Below are 19,391 nucleotides of genomic sequence, written 5' to 3'. Positions count from 1 at the left end.
TGGCTCAACACCCAAGCCACCGGTCAGCGCTTGATAAAAGAGCCAGGGCGCTGGAAGCACCCCCAACAGATACACCGCCCAAACAGGGATTCGACGCAATATCTGGTTCACCGGTTGCATAGGCTTAATAGTATTCCGACAGATCCATGCCTTCGTACAGGCCTGCGACCTCTTTCTCATACCCGTTAAACATAAGGGTCGGGATACGCTTGGCGAACAGGCCTCCACCGATCTCACGTTCCGAGGCCTGAGACCAACGCGGATGATCCACGTTCGGGTTTACATTACTATAGAAGCCATACTCGCGCGGGTTCGACATGTTCCAGCTTGTTGGCGGTTCAACATCCGTCAGAGTGATCCGCACAATCGACTTGATCGACTTGAAGCCATATTTCCACGGCACCACCAGACGCAGCGGGGCACCGTTCTGGTTCGGAATCGGACGATCATAGATACCGGTGGCCATGATGGTCAGCGGGTGCATCGCCTCATCCATGCGCAAACCTTCGCGATAGGGCCAGTCCAGAATCGGATAGCGCACGCCCGGCATTTCATCGGGGATCACGGCGGTTTCAAAGGCTACGTATTTGGCACCTTCCTGCACGCCCGCCATATTCAACAGATCGGCCAGTTCGAACCCGTTCCAAGGAATCACCATCGACCAGGCCTCGACACAGCGGAAACGATAGATGCGTTCCTCGACCGTCATCTCGGACATAATATCCTTGAAGTCATAATCGCCCGGGTTGTCGACCAACCCGTCGATCTTGATGCTCCACGGTTCGGTGGTCAGGGCGCCAGCATATTTGGCCGGATCATCCTTGCCGGTGCCGAACTCGTAGAAATTGTTGTACGAGGTGATCTCTTCCCAGGTGTTGGGTTCCAGCGCCTCCTGCGCCGAAACCCCACGCGCCATCCCCGCCAGTCCGACACCTGCCAGACCGGCCATGACCTGCCGCCGGTTCAGAAACGCCGCCCGTGGGGTGACGTCAGCATGTGTCAGTGTATTGGTCCAGCGATGCGCCATTTATGTCTCCAGTCATCAAACATCTTCGGGTATGAAGTAATTCGCTGATAGCACAGAGCCAAGGAAACAGGCGTCACGATTGAGAGACGAGACTGTAACGTATCAGCCCGACCGTCCCGTCACGGCGATTCCAAAATGACACATTGCCGCCCTGCATTTGACAATTCCATCTGAAAAGAACTGGCACAGACTGTGCGGCTTCGATACGCCCACACATAAACGAATACTGATCAGAGATTATTGCAGTGCTATTTGCCCGAGCCTTCCCTTTGTCCCTTTCCATTTTCTGGCGCATGGCAGTTGTCTTGCCGGTCATGCTCATTGCTTTGACCCTCTACAATCTGGCCGGCGTGCTGGTGGGTCTATTACTGGGCCTTATTTTCCCGCCCTTTGCATTCATTGTGACCTTCCTGATCATGGCTTCTTCCAGCGTCGTTCCAACCCTGATCGGCACACGAATGGGGCTGCAGGTCAAAGGCATGAAGCCCAGCATAAAGATAAAGGGGCTGTTCACCCCTGCGGTGATCTATGGCGCCGTAGAAGGCGTAAGCGTGACGCTTATTGTTGGCGTGATCGTTGCGGCCTCAATTTTCGTGATTTCACCCGACATTCTGCAACAGAGCGAAGTCGCCGACCTGGCGCTGGAATACGTGGACCCGTCCTGGGCCCTTCCGGGGCTGCTGGTGATGCTTGCGGTCTTTTTGTCCGTGTGCTCGATCCGGGCCAGCCTGCTTGTGCCGATCACCTCCGCATCGATCGGGCGGGACCCGGACGGTATGCACTATACGCCATTCCGGCATTTTCGGGCAGCGTTCGGCCCGCTGTTCGCACTGACCATTTTCAGTTATGTCGGCATGTTCGTCCTGCACGTACTTCTTATCGCACTGCTGATCGCCATGGATTATTTCGGTTCGCTGCAGGCCGACCTGCAAGAGCTTGAATATATGACCCAAGGCACGGCATCCATCCGGCCCCTCTGGTCACTTATAGGTTTGTCTGTCGTCTATATGTTGATCGGGATATGGGCATTCAGCCTGCAATGCGCAGGTGGCGTATTGGGGTATCTTCGGTTGCGCGATACAGCACCGAAATTGTCCGAGGTGATCGAGGCCAATCTTAAGCCCGCACAAGGTGCCGAAGACGCTCCACGGATGAGCGCGGAAGACCTGCGCGCCATGCGCAAAAGCCGCCAGGCAGGAAACTTCTAACCCCTGCCAGTGCACGGGACTGTGATGGCACCCGCCTCCATCGCCGACTTTACAACGCTTGCATCAAAAATGCAGGCTGTTCCTCAGGTATTGAAAAGCCTCAGAGGGAGAAGACGAATGTGTGACATTTGCGTAATGAACGCCGTCAAGGACCGTATGTTGTCGCGACGCGGGTTTTTCAAAGCCGCCGCAGCCACCGGTGTGGCCGCCGCCGCAACAGGTGCCGCGGTGCCTGCGGCACTGGCAGCAGGTCACGGCGGGGTCGAGGATATGACACATCCGCTCAGCGCTGATTTCCCAACTTATTTCGGTGAGCCGGGATACGCGTCCGAACAGGTTTTCAATTTCGCGGAGCACGGCCTCAACCTGCAGCGCATGACGGTGAACGAACATACCGGCACACATATTGATGCACCTTTGCATTTCTCTGCCGACGGGGCGTCCGTCGATGAAATCCCGGTCTCGGATCTAGTTGCCCCGCTCTGCGTCGTGGACATTGCAGCCCGTGCAGCCGAGGACGCAGACACGCTGCTAACCCCGGATGACCTCAAGGCGTGGATGTCTGCCAATGGCGATATTCCGGACGGTGCATGCGTTGCGCTCTATTCCGGCTGGGCTGCAAAGGCCGATAGCGATGCCTATCGCGGTTTTGACGGTGAGGCCCAGCACTACCCCGGTTTCCACGTCGAGGCCGCGCAGATGTTGATGGAAGAAACCGGCGCGCGTTCGATTGCATCGGATACGCTGTCTCTGGACCACGGCATTTCAACGGATTTCGCAACACATTATGCGTGGCTGCCAAGCGGTCGGTTCGGGATCGAAAACCTGGCCGGACTGGACCGGGTGCCGGCGGCCGGGGCTACACTGATCATCGGCGCACCCAAACATGTCGGCGGAACGGGCGGTCCGGCGCGGATTTTTGCGTTGGTATAAAGAGCGGCCCGTCTGATTGGCGGGTCCTCATTTTTTGTCGACCTACACAGTTTTAGGCGCACATCGCGCCTGTAGACTTGCGTGATTGTTGAGCCCTACTTTGATGATCGCAACAGCAACGAGGTATAAGTGTTTTACGTTCCGCAAAGCGCAATTCCCGGTCTAAGTCGAACCGCCCTTGGCGTTTGTGCGTTTTGCGCTCTTGTGAATCGTAACCCGACCTATCGGCGCGTATTTTATGATCCGTTTGCCGAACAGCTATTTCGCAACGGAGCCGTCGAAGGCCCCGAAGTCCTGGGCCAAGCGACCGATTGGGATGCGGTTCTCAAGTTTGCAGATGATCGCACCATCGCTCGACGGCTTGTCGCGTCGGTTCTGTGGCGCAAGACGTTTATGCAAAGCCGGACGCTTTCGGCAATAGCGCATGGCGCACGACAGATAGTCATTCTTGGCGCAGGGCTCGATACGCTGGGCCTGAGACTGTCTAACAGCCATTACCACATACCTGTTTTTGAAGTTGACCGCCCCGAGACAATCGAAGCCAAGAGACATTTGGTTTGTTCCAACTTTGGTACGCCACCCAACATTCACTACACAGCGGTTGATTTTGAACAGGAGACAACGCTCGATAAGTTGCAATCCCTTGGCTATGACCACGAACAGTGCACGATTTTTATCGCCGAGGTTTCTCTGGAATATGTCCCGCCGTCAGAAGTTGCAGATGTTTATGCAATGGTCCGTTCGAATGGCTCACGAGAAACGCGTTTTCTGACGACATACGCATCAACCGCAGCGGCTTCGCAGGCACAGCAGCAAATCGACAGCATCGGAAATGCCGTGGCGAGCGTCGGTGAACCCTTTCGATTCAACATCGCCCCAGATGAAGTTGATACATACGCGACTGAACAGGGTTTCTACGTGCTTGAACACCTATTTGGGCGCGCGGGGATAGAAGGTTATTTAGCCGAATTAGGGTTAGGCTCAGAGACAATGGACTTTCCAATGGACGCTCTGGATGCTTCCTCGTTTTCCCTCGTTCAGTTGAGTCCCGCTTGAAGGGCGCTGATCTCACACGAAAAAAAGGCCCGCAGCAAAGCGGGCCTTTGTTTTCGCGTCAATGCACCACGGCGTCATCCGGGCGCGGGCGTTCTGAGGTTCCCAGCCGGTCGCCGATGATCAGGCCATCTGTTCCGGCGGTGACCGGGACGGTCTCACCATCTTTGATCTCACCGGCCAGAAGTGCCTCGGCCAGCGGGTTCTGCAAGGCGCGTTGGATCACACGTTTCAACGGGCGCGCACCAAAGACCGGGTCATAGCCTTCGTTGGCCAACCATTCCTTGGCGCCATCATCCAAAGCCAGCTCGATCTTGCGGGCGGCCAGACGTTTTTGCAGACGTGCCATCTGGATATCGACGATACCATCCATATCGGCCCGCTTGAGCCGGTCAAAGATGATGGTCTCGTCCAGACGGTTCAGGAATTCCGGTCGGAAATGCGCCCGGACCGCATCCATCACGTCACGTTTCGCCTGTGCACTATCCGCACCTTCGGGCAACTGGCTCAGCGCCTGAGACCCAAGGTTCGACGTCAGGATGATCAACGTCTGCTTGAAGTCCACGGTACGACCCTGACCATCGGTCAAAACGCCATCGTCCAGAACCTGCAACAGAACGTTGAAGACATCCGGGTGCGCCTTTTCGACCTCATCGAACAACACAACCTGATAGGGCCGGCGCCGCACGGCTTCGGTCAGCACACCACCTTCGTCATAGCCAACATAGCCCGGAGGGGCACCGATCAGACGGGCAACCGCGTGTTTCTCCATGAACTCGGACATGTCAATGCGCACCATCGCGTTGTCATCGTCGAACAGGAAGTTCGCCACGGCCTTGGTCAGCTCGGTTTTCCCCACGCCGGTCGGGCCGAGGAAAAGGAACGAGCCCAGCGGTCGACCTTCGTCGTTCAACCCCGCCCGTGCCCGGCGCACAGCGTTAGCCACGGCAGTCACTGCCGCGTCCTGACCGATGACGCGGGAATGCAGATCATCTTCCATCCGCAGCAGTTTCTCGCGCTCGCCTTCCAGCATTTTCGAGGTCGGGATACCCGTCCAGCGTTCGACCACAGATGCGATCTGTTCCGGACGCACCGTTTCCTCGGCCATCATGGCGTTGCTTTCGGCGTTCTCAGCCTCGGTCAGCTTTTTCTCAAGCTCGGGGATGACGCCATAGGACAGCTCCCCGGCTTTCGCCAGATTACCCTCACGCTTCGCGATCTCCAGATCGGCCCGTGCCTTGTCGAGCTGTTCCTTCAGATCCCGCGCACCAGCAAGCTTGTCACGTTCGGCCTGCCACTGGGCGGTCATCTCCGCGGATTTCTCCTGCAAATCGGCCAAATCCTTTTGCAAGGTTGCCAGACGGTCCTTGGATGCCGCGTCGTCTTCCAGCTTCAGCGCCTCTTCCTCGATCTGCATCTGCAGGATCTGGCGATCCAGCTGATCGAGCTCCTCGGGCTTAGAGTCCACCTCCATCCGCAGACGCGACGCCGCTTCATCGACAAGGTCGATGGCTTTATCGGGCAGGAAGCGGTCGGTGATGTAGCGATGCGACAGCGTCGCCGCCGAGACCAACGCCGAATCCGAGATGCGAACACCGTGGTGCAGCTCGTACTTTTCCTTGATGCCGCGCAGGATGCTGATCGTGTCTTCGACGGTCGGTTCGGTCACCATTACAGGCTGGAACCGTCGCGCAAGGGCTGCGTCTTTTTCGACATATTTGCGGTACTCATCCAACGTGGTCGCGCCGATACAATGCAGCTCACCCCGGGCGAGCGCAGGCTTGATCAGGTTGGCGGCATCCATCGCGCCGTCGGATTTGCCGGCGCCCACCAGCGTGTGCATCTCATCGATGAACAGGATGATCTCGCCAGCGGCCTCGGTCACCTCGGTCAGAACGGCCTTAAGGCGTTCTTCGAACTCACCCCGGTACTTCGCACCCGCGATCAGCGCGCCCATGTCGAGCGCGAGCAGCTTCTTGTCCTTCAACGATTCAGGCACATCCCCATTGACGATGCGCAAGGCCATACCCTCGGCAATCGCGGTTTTACCGACGCCGGGTTCACCGATCAGAACAGGGTTGTTCTTGGTGCGGCGCGACAGAACCTGCATCGAACGGCGGATTTCTTCATCCCGCCCGATGATCGGATCGATTTTGCCTTCGGCCGCAGCCTCGGTCAGATCACGCGCGTATTTCTTGAGCGCATCATAACCTTCTTCCGCCGACGCGCTGTCAGCAGTGCGGCCTTTGCGAATGTCGTTGATCGCTTCGTTCAGCTTTTGTGCGGATACGGCACCGGCTTCTAACGCCTCCTTGGCCTTGGATTTCACCATGCAAAGGGCCATCAAAACACGTTCTACGGGCACAAAGCTGTCACCCGCCTTGGTGGCGATCTTCTGCGCCTCGTCCAGAACCTTGGCGGTCTGGCCGTCCATGTAAATCTGGCTCGCGTCGCCGCTGACTTTCGGGATTTTCCCCATCGCGACGTCCAGCGCTTCAACCACGCGGTTTGGCGCGCCGCCGGCACGTGTGATCAGGTTGCTGGCCAGCCCCTGATCGTCATCCATCAATGCTTTCAAAATATGTGTGGGCTCCAGCCTCTGGTGCCCTTCGCGCAGCGCAATGGTTTGCGCCGCCTGCACGAAACCCCGTGCCCGCTCGGTGAACTTGTTTAAGTCCATAGTGTTCTCCTTCTCTAAGCGCCCCGGTGTGATGCGCCCGCTTGGCGGCACGCATCGGTCGAAGCCTCACATTCAATTTGGGAAATATCTCTGTCGGTTCAAGAGGCTTAACCATAGAATCCGGCACTAGCGTCGCGGGATCGAGTAAACCGTGTATCCGCCGGTTCTTGCCACCTCGCGCGCGCTATACATCTCGACCAGAGACTGCGCCGCGTCACTGCCCGTCGGGCAAGACACAAGGTCTGCAGCATCATCCAAAAAATCGATGGTAAACGCAGTTTCTCCGGTCAGCTGACAATCATCGTCGGTGGACCGATATCCGCCCACAAGACGCAGATCATCATTTGTCGGCGTCACGATAACCGTATCTGCTGCCTCGGTCTCAAGCGGCATGTCCTGACAGGCCGCCACAACCAGAACTAGGCCAATTCCAATCCGTGCTTTCATATTCTCCCCCATCTGAAATACGCATCTGAATGACGGCACCATAACACAGTCCGGTTCCTACGGCTTGATTCCTCTCAGCCTTCAGTCGCGCATGGACAGAAGCGCCCGAACCCGTTAGGACGCAGACGTTTGCCAAAAAGGAGCGCCCCTATGTCTGATGACCGCCTGATCGTTGCCCTTGATGTCCCGAACGCCCTGCAGGGGCTGGCCATGGCCGAGCGGCTGGGCGATGCGGTGTCATTCTACAAGATCGGGCTTGGGATGCTAACCGGCGGAGGGCTCGCGCTGGCAAATGAGCTGAAACAGGATCACGGCAAACGCATCTTTTTGGATATGAAGCTGTTCGACATCGGCAACACTGTGGAAAACGCCGTGCGGGGGCTAGCGCAGTTCGATCTGGATTTCCTGACCGTGCATGGCGACCCACATGTTGTGCGCGCCGCGAAAGAAGGCGCATCCGGCAAGGACCTCAAAATTCTCGCCGTGACCATCCTGACCTCGCTGAACCGCGACGATCTGGATGCCAGCTTGCTGAAACAGGGCGAAGTGCAGGATCTGGTGGTCGAACGTGCGGCCAAAGCACTGGAGGCCGGGGCAGATGGTGTGATTGCCAGCCCGCAAGAGGCCGCCCTGATCCGCGCCCTGCCCCAGGCCGAAGGCCGCCTGATCGTTACCCCCGGTGTCCGTCCGGCAGGGGCAGCATTGGGTGACCAGAAACGCGTGGCCACACCAGCCAGCGCCATTGGTGATGGTGCCGACCACATCGTTGTCGGACGCCCGATCTATCAGGCAGAGGACCCGAAAGCGGCGGCACAGGCGGTTCTTGACGAGTTAAATTCCTTGACACAGCACTGAGGTAGCCCGCCAAACAGGCGGATTTTCGCGCCAAAAAGCGCTGCCAACCAGTTGACCTTGCGTCACTTTCCGCCTGATCCGCGCCAAATCGTCCCTGTGCCCCAAAACACACATGAAAAATCCGAGTTTTCCTTCTGTCACCTCGGTCCTATCGAAACCAGTGTTTTTCAGCGATTCTGGGGCGGTGATACTCCCCGCGGACCGTCTCTTCCTGAGGTCCGTCACCTCCCCCCGCCACTTCGCGGGGGGTCTTCTTCCTGGAAAACCCAGTGACCATGATAACCGCTGACACTTTGCGCAGCGGCCGGGGCTGGTATAAGTAAGTCGCTGACTGGATCGCACGGAAAGCGGGAAAATTACATGCCCGGTCTCTGCCGAGATTGCTTGACCACATTGACCAATGAACGGCGCTGCCCTGCCTGCGGCAGCCCGCGAGTAAAGACACATCCCGAACTGTTCGACCTGTCCATCGCGCATATGGATTGCGACGCCTTTTACGCCTCGGTCGAAAAACGCGACAACCCTGAGTTAGCCGACAAGCCGGTAATCATCGGCGGCGGCAAGCGGGGCGTTGTATCCACAGCCTGTTACGTTGCCCGCATTCGCGGGGTGCGCTCGGCTATGCCGATGTTCAAGGCCCTGCAACTCTGCCCCGAGGCGGTGGTGATCAAACCGCGCATGTCGGCCTATGCCGAAGTGTCACGCGAAATTCGCAGAATGATGGACGAACTGACCCCTGTGGTTGAACCGCTGTCGCTGGATGAGGCCTTCATGGATCTGTCCGGCACCGAACGCCTGCACGGTGCGCCGCCTGCTGTGATGCTAGCGCGGCTGGTGAAGCGGATGAAGAACGAATTGGGCGTGACCGGGTCGATCGGTTTGTCGCACAACAAGTTTCTGGCCAAGGTGGCCTCGGACCTCGACAAACCACGCGGGTTTTCAGTGATCGGTCAGGCGGAAACAGCGGACTTTCTGTATGACAAACCGGTGCGGTTGATCTGGGGTATCGGCCCGGCCGCGCAGGAATCGCTGGACCGTGCCGGTATCCGCAGCTTTTCCGATCTACTGCGCTGGGATCAGGAGGCGCTGACCGCGCGGTTCGGGTCCATGGGCTATCGGCTGTGGCATCTAGCCCGCGGGCAGGACAAACGGCGCGTCTCATCGCACGAGCCAATGAAGTCGATCAGCAATGAGACCACATTTTTCGAGGACACCGCCAGTCTGGATATTCTGGACGGCCACCTGTGGCGCATGTCGGAAAAGGTCGCCGACCGCGCCAAAGCCAAGGCACTGGCTGGGCGGGTCGTCACCCTGAAGCTGAAGCGCGCCAACCACAAGATCCTAACCCGTCGCGTGTCCCTGCGGGATGCGACGCAAATCGCCGACCGGATTTACCGCACTGCCCGGGGGCTGTTCGATCAGGTCGGAGACCAAGGCCCTTACCGCTTGCTGGGCGTTGGCCTGTCTGATCTGTGCGCGGAGTCGCAAGCGGATATCTCGGGTGATCTATTGGACCCCGGCGCCAGCCAAAGATCACAGGCCGAACGCGCCACCGACGAAATCCGGCGCCGCTTTGGCAGCGATGCGATTGTGAAGGGCCGCGCCCTGCGCTGAGGTCACTCGGCAGCCAGACGCAGGGGTTCTTCGCCGATAGCGGCAATGTCCCGGATGACCTCGCGCAGAATCTCCTGAAACGCGGCAAAGTTTTCATTCGGCTCGATTCGGGCCTCGTCCATATACAGCGCCCGGTCGATCTCGATCTGGATCGCGTGTTGATCCCGGGCGGGGCGGCCATAGGTCTGGGTCACATAAGCCCCGGCAAAGGGCGTGTTGCGCGCCACGTTCAGCCCGGCGGCGACAAAAGCCGCCTCAATCCGATCCACCACATCGACCGACGCCGACGCCCCAAACCTGTCCCCCAGCACCACATCAGGTCGTCTGGTTCGTGAGTTGCTGACCATCGCAACGGCTTCATGCGGCATGGAATGACAATCGACCAGAATCGCCTGCCCGAACGCATCATGCGATTCAGCAAGCAGGGATTTGATGCGGGCGTGATACGGCCGCCAGCAAGTGTCGATGCGCAGGCGAGCCTCGTCCATCGTCAGCTTGCCGCGATAGATCGCCCGCCCGTTGGCCACCACACGGGGAATCACTCCCAACCCCGAGGCCACACGCGGGTTGTGTCCATGACGGCGCGCGCCCTGAATCAGGGCCGGGTCCAGTTCCTCGGCGCTGCGATTCAGATCCAGATAAGCCCGCGGCACCACCGCCGAGATCATCGGCGCGCCAAAATCGGCCGCTGAAGAATACAGCTGATCCACAAAAGCATCCTCCGAGGATCGAATCGCATTTTCGCTCAGAACCGTGCGGCTGAGCATGGCTTCAGGGTAGTTCCGACCACTATGCGGAGAGGAGAATACCACGCAGGACGTGCGGCTGGCGGGCATATCCAATACATATGGCGTGTTCTGCATGGTGACTCCTTGTTCGGTTTCAGCATAGACCGGAAAATAGTTCTACCAAACCCCTTGAACCCCTCAGCGACTCCTTTTATAGACCCCGCTACCGGCGCGGGGATCCGCGCCCCATTTCGTTATGGGGCAGGGCACGCAAAGGTAAAGTGGGCGGTTAGCTCAGCGGTAGAGCACTTCGTTGACATCGAAGGGGTCACAAGTTCGATCCTTGTACCGCCCACCATCGTTTCACTGTTCCGGGCATCCGGGGCACCCGCTAACCCAGGCGCTGGCCACGTCCTTGATGAAGGCGCCGCAGATTGGAGACAGACCCATGAAGGTCAAGAACTCGCTCCGCTCGCTCAAGAACCGGCACCGCGACTGCCGGATTGTGCGTCGCAAAGGCCGCGTCTACGTGATCAACAAGACGCAGCGCAAGTTCAAAGCTCGCCAGGGCTAAGAACTGCACGTTACTTTTTAAGAAACCGCGCCCTTGGGTGCGGTTTTTTTTGTTTGAACATCTGCTGTGCGGACAAGACAGGCGTTCCTGGACGCTCGGCTGGGGCGTTGGGTTAACTATCAATCCAAAGATCGGCGTACTGAATTCGATTGGGTGATTATCTTTTGTCGCCAAAGGGGAAACAAAATATCACTCAGGATGATAATTAGATCCATTCAGTAGCAAATAAAGGCTCAACACTCTCCATATACCCGCAACTCACTGTACAGTTGATACTGTGCTTTTAAGCTGGTCGGAATGGGCTAGAGAATTATTAGAGAGATGTTTCGCGCACCTTTTTTGCCAACTCCTAACCGATACTTGATTTATTCAGCCGCAGTTATTCTTCCTACTTCGGCGCTGGCGGCTCTTGCTCAAGTTGCATCAAACACAGATAGCGAATTTGGGCGGCTTGCTTTCGAGATTTTTTGGGTCGGTGAAGAAGCAAATGTGCCAACGTTTGTTAACTTCACGCTCCTCGTTGTTTCGAGCGTGTTTATTTTCCTGGCGGCAACTCAGGCTTTTGCCGTGAAGGACCGATGGCGCTGGCACTGGCTTGGCTTTGCAGCAATCATATTCTTCGCGGCATTTGACGACGCAGCGCAGGTACACGAGCCAGTTGGCGCGTATTTCACCAGGAATTTTGATGGCACCGGGTTCTTTGCGTGGGAATGGGTTCTCTACGGCATTGCAGTGGTCGTTATACTTATGCTGCTTGGTTTTCGCTTTGTGTTCTTTGGTATGAAGCCTGCGCCGCGACAGTACCTCATCCTTGCTGTAGTTGTTTATCTGGGTGGTGCACTTGGGCTTGAGATGATTGCCGCCTTTATGTTTTTTCATGAAATGGAAAACGGGCGTTACGTGACGCTTGCCGAGGAAACCTGTGAAATGTTCGGTGCCGCCCTTTTCGGCGCCTGCGGTCTGCGACAGTTTTTTCTGATGGCCGATTGAACGGCCCTACCTGAGTGATCCGATCTGATAGCTGGTTCATGGGGGTCATTTTGCCAAACAGGTGATGCTTGCGGTGGCCTGTCGCAGACTTTCTAGTATGCGACCATTTTCCCAAGTAATTTTGTCGGATTTTCTTGCATCCCCTTCAGAATCGTTTCATTGACTTTTTCAATCGGAAATTAACTGCCACGACCTTCGAAGTTGGGAGAAACGATGCTGAAATCCTCTACCTGTGTTGCCGCCGCCCTGACGGCCCTGATTGCAACCTCCGCCGCCGCCGAAGGGGAACTGAACCTCTATTCCTCGCGCCACTATGACACCGACGAAAGCCTTTACGGTGATTTCGAAGAGGCCACCGGCATCACCATCAACCGTATTGAGGGCAAGGCCGATGAGCTGATCGCCCGGATGGAAGCAGAAGGCGCGAACTCGCCCGCCGATATTCTGCTAACCGTCGACACCTCGCGTCTGGCGCGGGCCAAGAACGCAGGCATTCTGCAATCGGTCGACAGCGCGGTTCTCGAACAGCGCATCCCCGCCAATCTGCAGGACACCGACAATCAATGGTTCGGCTTTTCCCAGCGTGGTCGCATCATCTTTTTCGACAAAGAAAATCTGGCCAACCCTCCGGCCACCTATGCAGATCTGGCCAAGCCCGAATACAAGGGCCTGATCTGCATCCGATCATCGAACAACACCTACAATCAAACGCTTTTGGCCTCGATCATCACCCACGAAGGCCCTGAGGCCGCGAAAGCCTGGGCCGAGGGCATCGTCGCCAACATGGCCCGCGACCCGCAGGGCGGTGATACCGATCAGCTGCGCGGCCTTGTTTCGGGTGAGTGTGATATCGCGGTTTCGAACACCTATTACTTTGCCCGCGCCATCCGTAAGGACGTCAAAGGCGTATCTGCAGATATCGACTCGATCGGCTGGGTCTTCCCCAATCAGGACAGCACCGGCGCGCATATGAATTTGTCGGGCGCTGGTGTCGCAGCAAATGCGCCAAACAAGGAGAACGCAATTCTGTTCCTGGAGTATCTGGCCAGCGACTCGGCCCAGCAATACTTCTCGTCCGGCAATGACGAATTCCCGGCAGTCGAAGGCGTGGAACTGGTGGACTCGGTCAAGACATTGGGTGAGTTCAAGGCCGATGAAGTGAACCTGTCCGAGGTCGCCAAGAACCTGCCTGAAGCACAAAAAATCTTCAACGAGGTCGGCTGGAACTGATCCAGACAAAAAACCCGAGCAGCAAGGAGGGCGCAGAGCATTCTGCGCCCTTTTTTATTGATGTTCTATTATTTTTCACCGATAATCTCATAAATGAAACAGATTCCCTAATTTGAACTATGCTGGATGATCTCTCAAACCGCCTTGCCAACCGTCTGAACGAACTACGCCGGGGTCATGGATGGTCGCTCGACCAACTGGCCGAGCATAGCGGCATCAGCCGTGCCACCCTCTCGCGGATGGAGAAGGGAAATGTCAGCCCAACCGCAGAAACGCTGGGTCGGTTGTGTGCAGCCTATGGCCTGCCGATGTCCCGCCTGCTGATGATGGTTGAGGACAGTTTCGACCCTCGCGTGCCCTTTGAACGACAACCGGAATGGCGCGATCCCGAAACCGGGTTCACCCGCCGCTCGGTGTCTCCGCCCGCAACAGGCCTGAGCGCCGAAGTCCTTGAGGGCCACTTGCCGCCCGGCACGGTGATCGCCTATGACACCCCGCCAAAACCCGGGCAGGAGCATCACCTGATCATGCTGGACGGCGCCTTGACCCTGACGGTGGACGGGGTTGCGCATGATCTGAATGGCGGGGATTGCCTGCGTTATCATCTGTCCGGCCCGACCCGGTTCGAAACATCACCCGCCCGCGGGGCGCGTTACCTGCTGGTGCTGATATGATCCTCCGTCTGGACAACAGCGGTTTTGGTGACGCGTTGGAGGATTTGGCAGATATCCTGCACGCCTGCGTGCAGAACGGGGCCAGCATCGGCTTCGTCCTACCCTTCACGCCGGATCAAGCGCGCGCCTATTGGCAGGATCGAGTGCAACCGGATCTACAGGCCGGCGCGCTGGACCTGTTCGTGGCTCGCGACAACGGTCGAATTCTGGGCACAGTGCAACTGATCCCAGCAGCGATGCCCAACCAACCACATCGCGCTGATGTAGCCAAGCTGTTGGTGCACCCAAGCGCCCGGCGCAGGGGGCTTGGGCGAGCTTTAATGTCTGCATTGCAGGATCGGGCAACCCAGTTGGGTCGAACCCTGTTGGTGCTGGATACGCGTAGCTCTGACCCCTCGCGCATCCTGTATCAAAACCTGGGATTTCAGGTCGCCGGAGAGATTCCGAACTATTGCCGCAACCCGTTCGAGAACCGGTTGGAGCCCACGACCTACATGTTCAAGGACTTGAGTTAGGACGAACTTTTGCGCACGTTGGCCGCAAAGCAATAGCCAATGCCGTGCACCGTCTTGATAAAGGTCGGCGCGGCAGGATCGGGCTCGATCTTCTTGCGCAGCCGTGCCACATGCACGTCGATGGTGCGATCTCCCACGATGGTTTCGCGCCCGCGTGCTTTGTCCAGCAACTGATCGCGTGAGAACACCATGTGCGGGTTCGTGACAAAAGCCAGCAGCACGTCAAATTCGGTGGTCGTCAATGGCGTGACTTCGGGCGCATCAGCGGCAGTCAGGGTGCGTTCGTTCACATTCAACACCCAGTCGCCAAACTTGACCAAAGGCGCTTCTGTCCCGTTGGTCGGCTTCTCTTCGGGCCGGGCCCGACGCAGAACGGTGCGGATGCGGGCCAGCACCTCGCGCGCCTCAAACGGCTTGGTGATATAGTCATCAGCGCCAAACTCGAGCCCGACGACTCGGTCAAAAATCTCATCCCGGCCCGAAAGAACGATGATCGGTATGTTGGAGTTCACCCGCAGCTCGCGCGTGATATCAAACCCGTTGCGACCGGGCAGGCCGATATCAAGCAGGATCAGGTCAACCTCGGAGGTTTCCAGAACAGCGTCCATCGCGTTGCCGTCAGCCGCACACGTGACCCGACACCCCTGCTTTTCAAGGTAGCGTTGCAGAAAGGACGTGATCTGCGGGTCATCATCGACGACAAGGATATGTTCTTTAACCATAATCGAGTCCAGGCGGGCGTGTTGAGCTGGCGCGGGACAGTTGTAGCCGCCGCTGCCCGGCTCTTGCAAGAACGTGGCTGGCCTGTTCATCGCGGTCAGAACCGCAGGAACTGCAACCCGTGGCCCTGTGGCAGCGCCTCGGTTTCGGCCGGGATGACTGCCAGACCATCCGCCTGCGCCAGCAACGCAACCCGGCCGCTATAAGACGGCGCCATCAGACGCAGACGCGGTGTGCCTTCGGGCGTCGTACCCTCGATCACAACGGGTCGGTATTCCTGACGCCCTGCGCGGCGCTCAAGCGGCTCGGCCAGAACTGCCTGTTCCGGCGTATGTGGAGCGTGGTGCAGACCAGCCCGGCGCGCCAACATGTGCGATCCGATGATCTGCCAAGTCACATAGGCCGAAACCGGGTTACCCGGCAGCCCGACATAGAGCGCATTACCTCGGCGGCCGAACATGATCGGTTTGCCCGGCTTCATCGCCACCTTCATCACATCGGTCTGGCCGCCGATTTCGGCAAACAGGCGCGGCATGTGATCTTCGTCCCCAACCGAAACGCCGCCCGTTGTGACGATTAAATCTGAAGTATCACAGGCCTCACGCAACACCTGTTCCAACAGCTCGGGATCATCTTCAACCGGTCCCTTGTCGATCAGGTCGACCCACGGCTTGTCCAGCAGCGCCCGCAGCATGTAGCGGTTCGAGTTGTAAATCTGACCGGGGCCCAATGCCTCACCAGGCTGGCGCAGCTCACTACCGGTCGAGAAAATCGTGACTTTAAGCTTGCGATATACCTTTACCTCACCATACCCGGCCGAGGCCAGCGCGGCGGCCTCGCGCGCGGTTATCTCGCAACCGCGTCGCAGGATCGGGGCGCCGGCCTTCAGGTCCTCACCCGCGCGGCGGATATGCTGTCCGGGTTTCGGGCGGCGAGCAAAGCGGATACCGTCAGCGGTGGTCTTGCAGTCTTCCTGCATCAGAACCGCGTCAAAATCGGCAGGCACCGGTGCGCCGGTGAAAATCCGCAGCGCTGCCCCTGCAGGCGCGTCGTGGGCACCGCTATCGCCAGCGGCCACACGCCCAGCGACGGGTAGATCAAAGGTCGGACCGTCCCCCAGTTCTACCGTCCGTATCGCATAGCCATCCATTGCCGAGTTATCAAAAGCCGGCATATCCACCTTGCTGGTGCAATCCTCGGCCAGCACCCGGCCGACGGCGTCAATAAGCGGCAGCGTCTCGGTTTCAGTAACCGGTTCGGCCACGGCCAGACCCCGTGTCAACGCGTCGGACACCGCCAGGTACATATTGGCATGCCGGTCGCAGGCGCATCCATCAGCCATTTTGACCCTCCAGTTGTTCGAACAGTTCTTCAAACCCGGCCTGTTCGGCGTCGCCCAGTTTCGGAAGATAAGCGCGCGCCTCTTCCAGGTTCGAGCTGGGATCACCGACGACCAACAACATCACCATGCCGTGCCGTCCATGCACGCGGCAGCGGATGCCATAGACGCCTTCCTTGTCAAAGGTCAGATCCAATTCGGGCTTGCCACGAATTTCGAACGCGCGCGCACCCTCGGGGATCATGCGAATGATCGAAGTTACCGTATGCCGTCCAGTCGAGCCTTTGAATCGGACGGTCGATCCTGCCGGAACCTGCAGCAGCTTGGGTTCAAACCGGAAAGCATGGGCCGGGGTGTCTGCGTTCAGATCAATGATCTGATGTACCACCGCGACCTCGGGGATATCTTCGGCCTGTGCAGCGGGGGCAAAAGCCATCACGCCCGCAAGAATCGCTGCACTCAGTTTCAGCGAAGTCGTCATCTGTCCCTCCGGATTCAGGCCGCGCGTGAGGGGTTCCCCAGCAGATCGGCCAGCGCGCTGATCATCACCGGCCACAGGGCACGACGGTCTTCGTCGCGCAGCCCGGTCAGCAATTCCCGCCCAATTGTCACGATCGCGGGGGTGCTGTCATTGACATAGGTCACGATTCGCTGCTCGGGATTGGCCAGAAGGAAGGGTACAATGGCCGCTCCGGCCTGATCCGGGGCGGTTTCCGACAGCAACCGCATTGCCGCCTGACGCACCGGGGCCGAAACATCGTCCAGCAGGCTGCGCGCCACGTCCGGTGAACCGTCCCAGCGGGTCAGGATGTGCATGGCGTCGATGCGAAACGGGGTGTCTCCGGTTTTGACCATCGCCCGCAGCTTGCCGCGCAGCGCGTCCTGCGGCGGTATGTCGGCCTGCTGCAGCAATTTCAGCGCCTGCAGCGAGAGGCCAGAGTCGGTATGCGACAGGCCCTGGGTGATCAATTCGACCAGTTGGTTTTCATCCAGTTCGGAACCGTGACGTGCCACCGCGACACCCAACGCTGTAAACGCGTGCTGGGCGATCTCGGTCTCAGTGTCTTTGGCGATCTGTGCCAGCATTATCTGCATCCCCTTCACCTCACCCAGCAGCCGAATCGCGGACATACGGGTCTCACGTTCAAGCGCTTCGGCATCGTCGTCCAGCGCGACACGGCGGCGTTTGGGGTGGCGGGTTGCCTTTGCCAGCAGCGCCTGTTCGCGCGGTGTCAGCGGCTGTACTTCGTCTTCCTCGGCCTCCTGCGTCATTTCAGCGGCGATGGCGTCATGGCCGAGGATCGCGCCAAGGCTGGAGGTTGGGCCATTTTCGCCGCCTTCGGACACATCCAGACCAGCCTCTTCCAGCGCGGCGATGTCGGTTTGTGGGGGCTCGATGGGCGCGTCCTCCGAAACGGGCATCTGGGCCAATGCGAAAGACAGTAGCAATTCGCGGCCCTGTTGCTGGTTCACATGCGGGCGGTCTGCATCGGTGACGATCATCGCCAGAGAGGCCACGGCCTTGAGCCGCACCGACCGGAAGGGCGAGCGGCAAGCACGCTGCAACCACTCGGCGGCTTCGCGCAAGGGAGACGTTGCCAGCGCATCAACGATGGCCCATTGCAGCCGCTCGGCCTTGAGGTCATCTGCATCAACCGAGAACAGAGCGTTCAGACGATCAGCCACCAGTTCCGGGGCCAATGCCGCCAGCAGGCCCAGCGCCTGTGCGGACACTTCGGGTTGTTGGCCGGTCGCGAGGAAATCCAGCACCTGCCAGCGCAGATCGTCCTGATCGGCAATTGGCGTGGTGCGATCCAGCCGCTCGACCAGAGCCAACTGCACCTTGGCGCCTGGGTCGCGCATCATGCGGTCCAGCAACTCGGGCTCAGAAAAGCCGGCCCGATTCAGCGCTGCAATGCGAATGTCTTCGACCGCATCGGTCAGCGCCTGTTCGATTAACGCCGGCTCACCCGGCATAAGAGCCTCATAGGCGATCAGGCGTACCGCGCCGTCCTTGTCAGTCACGGCCTTACGCAGGATGGTTTTGGCCTCCGCCCCACCGATCGTGGCCAAAGTCCGCAGGGCGCGGTGGCGCAGACGGCGGTTCGAGGATTGCGTAAACACGCCCAGCGTTGGCACAGATGCTTCACCAATCCGACCCAATGCCTCGCAGGCCACATCGCCCAGTTCCTGGCCGTCTTCGTCCATCAGGGCCATGACGATGGGTTCAATCGCCGCCACATCGCCCATCCGGCCCAGCGCTTTGATCGAGGCGATCTGCGTGTCCAACCAGTCGTCCCATTCGTCCTGATGCAGCTCGTCCTCGTCCCATGTGATCTCATCTCCGCGCCCGGTGACAAGGGTGCGCAGATAGGGCGCGGCGTCTTTGGATTTCAATGCGGCCAGAGCAGTGACACAGGCCAGTTTGACCTCACCGCAGGGATCGTGGATCAGGTTCTCAAGCAGTTGCGGCGCAGCCTCTTGCACCCCCAGCGCGCCCAGCGCTTGGGCGGCGTCCTGACGGACGTCTTCGTCATCATCCAGCAATGCCTCGACCAAAGCCAGACTATTGCTGGCCCCAATGGCGGTCAGCGCCTGAATGGCGCGCAGGCGGATCACATCATATTCGGACTTGGCGTATTCAGAAAACAGGCTGGTGGCCTCGTCACGCAGGGCGGTATCGGAATGCATGTTCATATCAAGCTGCCATGTTTGCGGTTGGACGGGTTGGGTGAAAGTGGAAGGCAGGTTTCCCAACCGATACCTGCCTTCCAGGTCGGCCGGGGACGCCCGGCCCAAGGTCC

General features: G+C 58.7%; 19 protein-coding genes and 1 tRNA gene (1 of these 20 running past the window's edge). 11 read left to right on the top strand and 9 right to left on the bottom strand.

Annotated features, from left to right (window positions below; all coding sequences use genetic code 11):
- Together msrQ and msrP are read right to left on the bottom strand one after the other, a co-directional pair.
- A protein-coding gene (msrQ, locus tag ACXAGD_RS00450; RefSeq protein WP_475207858.1) for a protein-methionine-sulfoxide reductase heme-binding subunit MsrQ crosses the window boundary here: on the bottom strand, positions 1–120 show its start. 495 nt of this gene lie to the left of the window's left edge; only the first 120 of its 615 coding nucleotides appear in the window; its start codon is at positions 118–120; the stop codon falls past the left edge of the window.
- A 4-nt stretch (positions 121–124) separates the two neighbouring features.
- Positions 125–1,027, bottom strand: a complete 903-nt coding sequence (gene msrP / locus ACXAGD_RS00445) for a protein-methionine-sulfoxide reductase catalytic subunit MsrP (RefSeq protein ID WP_475207857.1) — start codon at positions 1,025–1,027, stop codon at positions 125–127.
- 269 nt (positions 1,028–1,296) lie between these two features.
- Between msrP and ACXAGD_RS00440 the strand changes: the two genes are divergently transcribed.
- The 3 genes from ACXAGD_RS00440 (at position 1,297) to ACXAGD_RS00430 (ending at position 4,224) form a co-directional block, all read left to right on the top strand.
- The gene (locus ACXAGD_RS00440) at positions 1,297–2,235 is read left to right on the top strand and encodes a hypothetical protein (protein WP_475207856.1); all 939 of its coding nucleotides are present in this window, start codon (positions 1,297–1,299) and stop codon (positions 2,233–2,235) included.
- Between the two features lie 117 nt (positions 2,236–2,352).
- Positions 2,353–3,168, top strand: coding sequence for a cyclase family protein (locus ACXAGD_RS00435; protein WP_475207855.1), 816 nt, complete (start codon positions 2,353–2,355; stop codon positions 3,166–3,168).
- A 129-nt stretch (positions 3,169–3,297) separates the two neighbouring features.
- The gene (locus tag ACXAGD_RS00430) at positions 3,298–4,224 is read left to right on the top strand and encodes a class I SAM-dependent methyltransferase (protein WP_475207854.1); all 927 of its coding nucleotides are present in this window, start codon (positions 3,298–3,300) and stop codon (positions 4,222–4,224) included.
- A gap of 58 nt (positions 4,225–4,282) precedes the next feature.
- Here the strand turns inward: ACXAGD_RS00430 and clpB are convergent, their stop codons facing one another.
- Entirely contained in the window at positions 4,283–6,901 is a 2,619-nt protein-coding gene (gene clpB, locus ACXAGD_RS00425) for an ATP-dependent chaperone ClpB (protein ID WP_475207853.1), read from the bottom strand.
- 126 nt (positions 6,902–7,027) lie between these two features.
- On the bottom strand, positions 7,028–7,348 hold the full coding sequence (locus tag ACXAGD_RS00420; RefSeq protein WP_475207852.1) for a hypothetical protein: 321 nt from the start codon (positions 7,346–7,348) through the stop codon (positions 7,028–7,030).
- Positions 7,349–7,498: 150 nt separating this feature from the next.
- On the opposite strand from ACXAGD_RS00420, the gene pyrF reads away from it, so the two are divergent.
- Together pyrF and ACXAGD_RS00410 are read left to right on the top strand one after the other, a co-directional pair.
- Positions 7,499–8,203 carry an orotidine-5'-phosphate decarboxylase gene (pyrF, locus tag ACXAGD_RS00415; RefSeq protein ID WP_475207851.1) on the top strand — a complete coding sequence of 235 codons (705 nt, stop codon included), beginning with the start codon at positions 7,499–7,501 and terminating at the stop codon, positions 8,201–8,203.
- A 360-nt stretch (positions 8,204–8,563) separates the two neighbouring features.
- Positions 8,564–9,817, top strand: coding sequence for a DNA polymerase IV (locus ACXAGD_RS00410; protein ID WP_475207849.1), 1,254 nt, complete (start codon positions 8,564–8,566; stop codon positions 9,815–9,817).
- A gap of 2 nt (positions 9,818–9,819) precedes the next feature.
- Here ACXAGD_RS00410 and ACXAGD_RS00405 read toward each other — a convergent pair whose 3' ends face one another.
- On the bottom strand, positions 9,820–10,680 hold the full coding sequence (locus tag ACXAGD_RS00405) for an N-formylglutamate amidohydrolase (protein ID WP_475207848.1): 861 nt from the start codon (positions 10,678–10,680) through the stop codon (positions 9,820–9,822).
- Positions 10,681–10,828: 148 nt separating this feature from the next.
- Between ACXAGD_RS00405 and ACXAGD_RS00400 the strand changes: the two genes are divergently transcribed.
- The 6 genes from ACXAGD_RS00400 to ACXAGD_RS00375 all read left to right on the top strand — a co-directional run bounded on the left by ACXAGD_RS00400 (position 10,829) and on the right by ACXAGD_RS00375 (position 14,528).
- Positions 10,829–10,903, top strand: a tRNA-Val gene (locus ACXAGD_RS00400).
- A gap of 90 nt (positions 10,904–10,993) precedes the next feature.
- On the top strand, positions 10,994–11,119 hold the full coding sequence (ykgO, locus tag ACXAGD_RS00395; protein WP_008755722.1) for a type B 50S ribosomal protein L36: 126 nt from the start codon (positions 10,994–10,996) through the stop codon (positions 11,117–11,119).
- A gap of 321 nt (positions 11,120–11,440) precedes the next feature.
- Positions 11,441–12,109: a hypothetical protein gene (locus ACXAGD_RS00390; protein ID WP_475207847.1), complete on the top strand. Its 669-nt coding sequence runs from the start codon at positions 11,441–11,443 to the stop codon at positions 12,107–12,109.
- A gap of 213 nt (positions 12,110–12,322) precedes the next feature.
- On the top strand, positions 12,323–13,339 hold the full coding sequence (locus ACXAGD_RS00385; RefSeq protein ID WP_475207846.1) for a Fe(3+) ABC transporter substrate-binding protein: 1,017 nt from the start codon (positions 12,323–12,325) through the stop codon (positions 13,337–13,339).
- A gap of 119 nt (positions 13,340–13,458) precedes the next feature.
- Entirely contained in the window at positions 13,459–14,013 is a 555-nt protein-coding gene (locus ACXAGD_RS00380) for a helix-turn-helix domain-containing protein (protein ID WP_475207845.1), read from the top strand.
- Positions 14,010–14,528, top strand: coding sequence for an N-acetyltransferase family protein (locus tag ACXAGD_RS00375; protein WP_475207843.1), 519 nt, complete (start codon positions 14,010–14,012; stop codon positions 14,526–14,528). Before ACXAGD_RS00380 ends, ACXAGD_RS00375 begins: the two co-directional genes overlap by 4 nt.
- Here the strand turns inward: ACXAGD_RS00375 and ACXAGD_RS00370 are convergent.
- The 4 genes from ACXAGD_RS00370 to ACXAGD_RS00355 all read right to left on the bottom strand — a co-directional run bounded on the left by ACXAGD_RS00370 (position 14,525) and on the right by ACXAGD_RS00355 (position 19,284).
- Positions 14,525–15,250: a response regulator gene (locus ACXAGD_RS00370; protein WP_475207842.1), complete on the bottom strand. Its 726-nt coding sequence runs from the start codon at positions 15,248–15,250 to the stop codon at positions 14,525–14,527. The genes ACXAGD_RS00375 and ACXAGD_RS00370 overlap by 4 nt on opposite strands.
- 95 nt (positions 15,251–15,345) lie before the next feature.
- The gene (locus ACXAGD_RS00365) at positions 15,346–16,590 is read right to left on the bottom strand and encodes a molybdopterin molybdotransferase MoeA (RefSeq protein WP_475207841.1); all 1,245 of its coding nucleotides are present in this window, start codon (positions 16,588–16,590) and stop codon (positions 15,346–15,348) included.
- The gene (locus tag ACXAGD_RS00360) at positions 16,583–17,068 is read right to left on the bottom strand and encodes a plastocyanin/azurin family copper-binding protein (RefSeq protein ID WP_475207840.1); all 486 of its coding nucleotides are present in this window, start codon (positions 17,066–17,068) and stop codon (positions 16,583–16,585) included. Before ACXAGD_RS00360 ends, ACXAGD_RS00365 begins: the two co-directional genes overlap by 8 nt.
- A gap of 14 nt (positions 17,069–17,082) precedes the next feature.
- Positions 17,083–19,284, bottom strand: coding sequence for a HEAT repeat domain-containing protein (locus tag ACXAGD_RS00355; protein ID WP_475207839.1), 2,202 nt, complete (start codon positions 19,282–19,284; stop codon positions 17,083–17,085).
- Positions 19,285–19,391: the final 107 nt, after the last annotated feature.

Source organism: Ruegeria sp. ABF4_144 (assembly GCF_056160045.1).
This window is presented reverse-complemented; position numbering and strand designations above follow the sequence as displayed.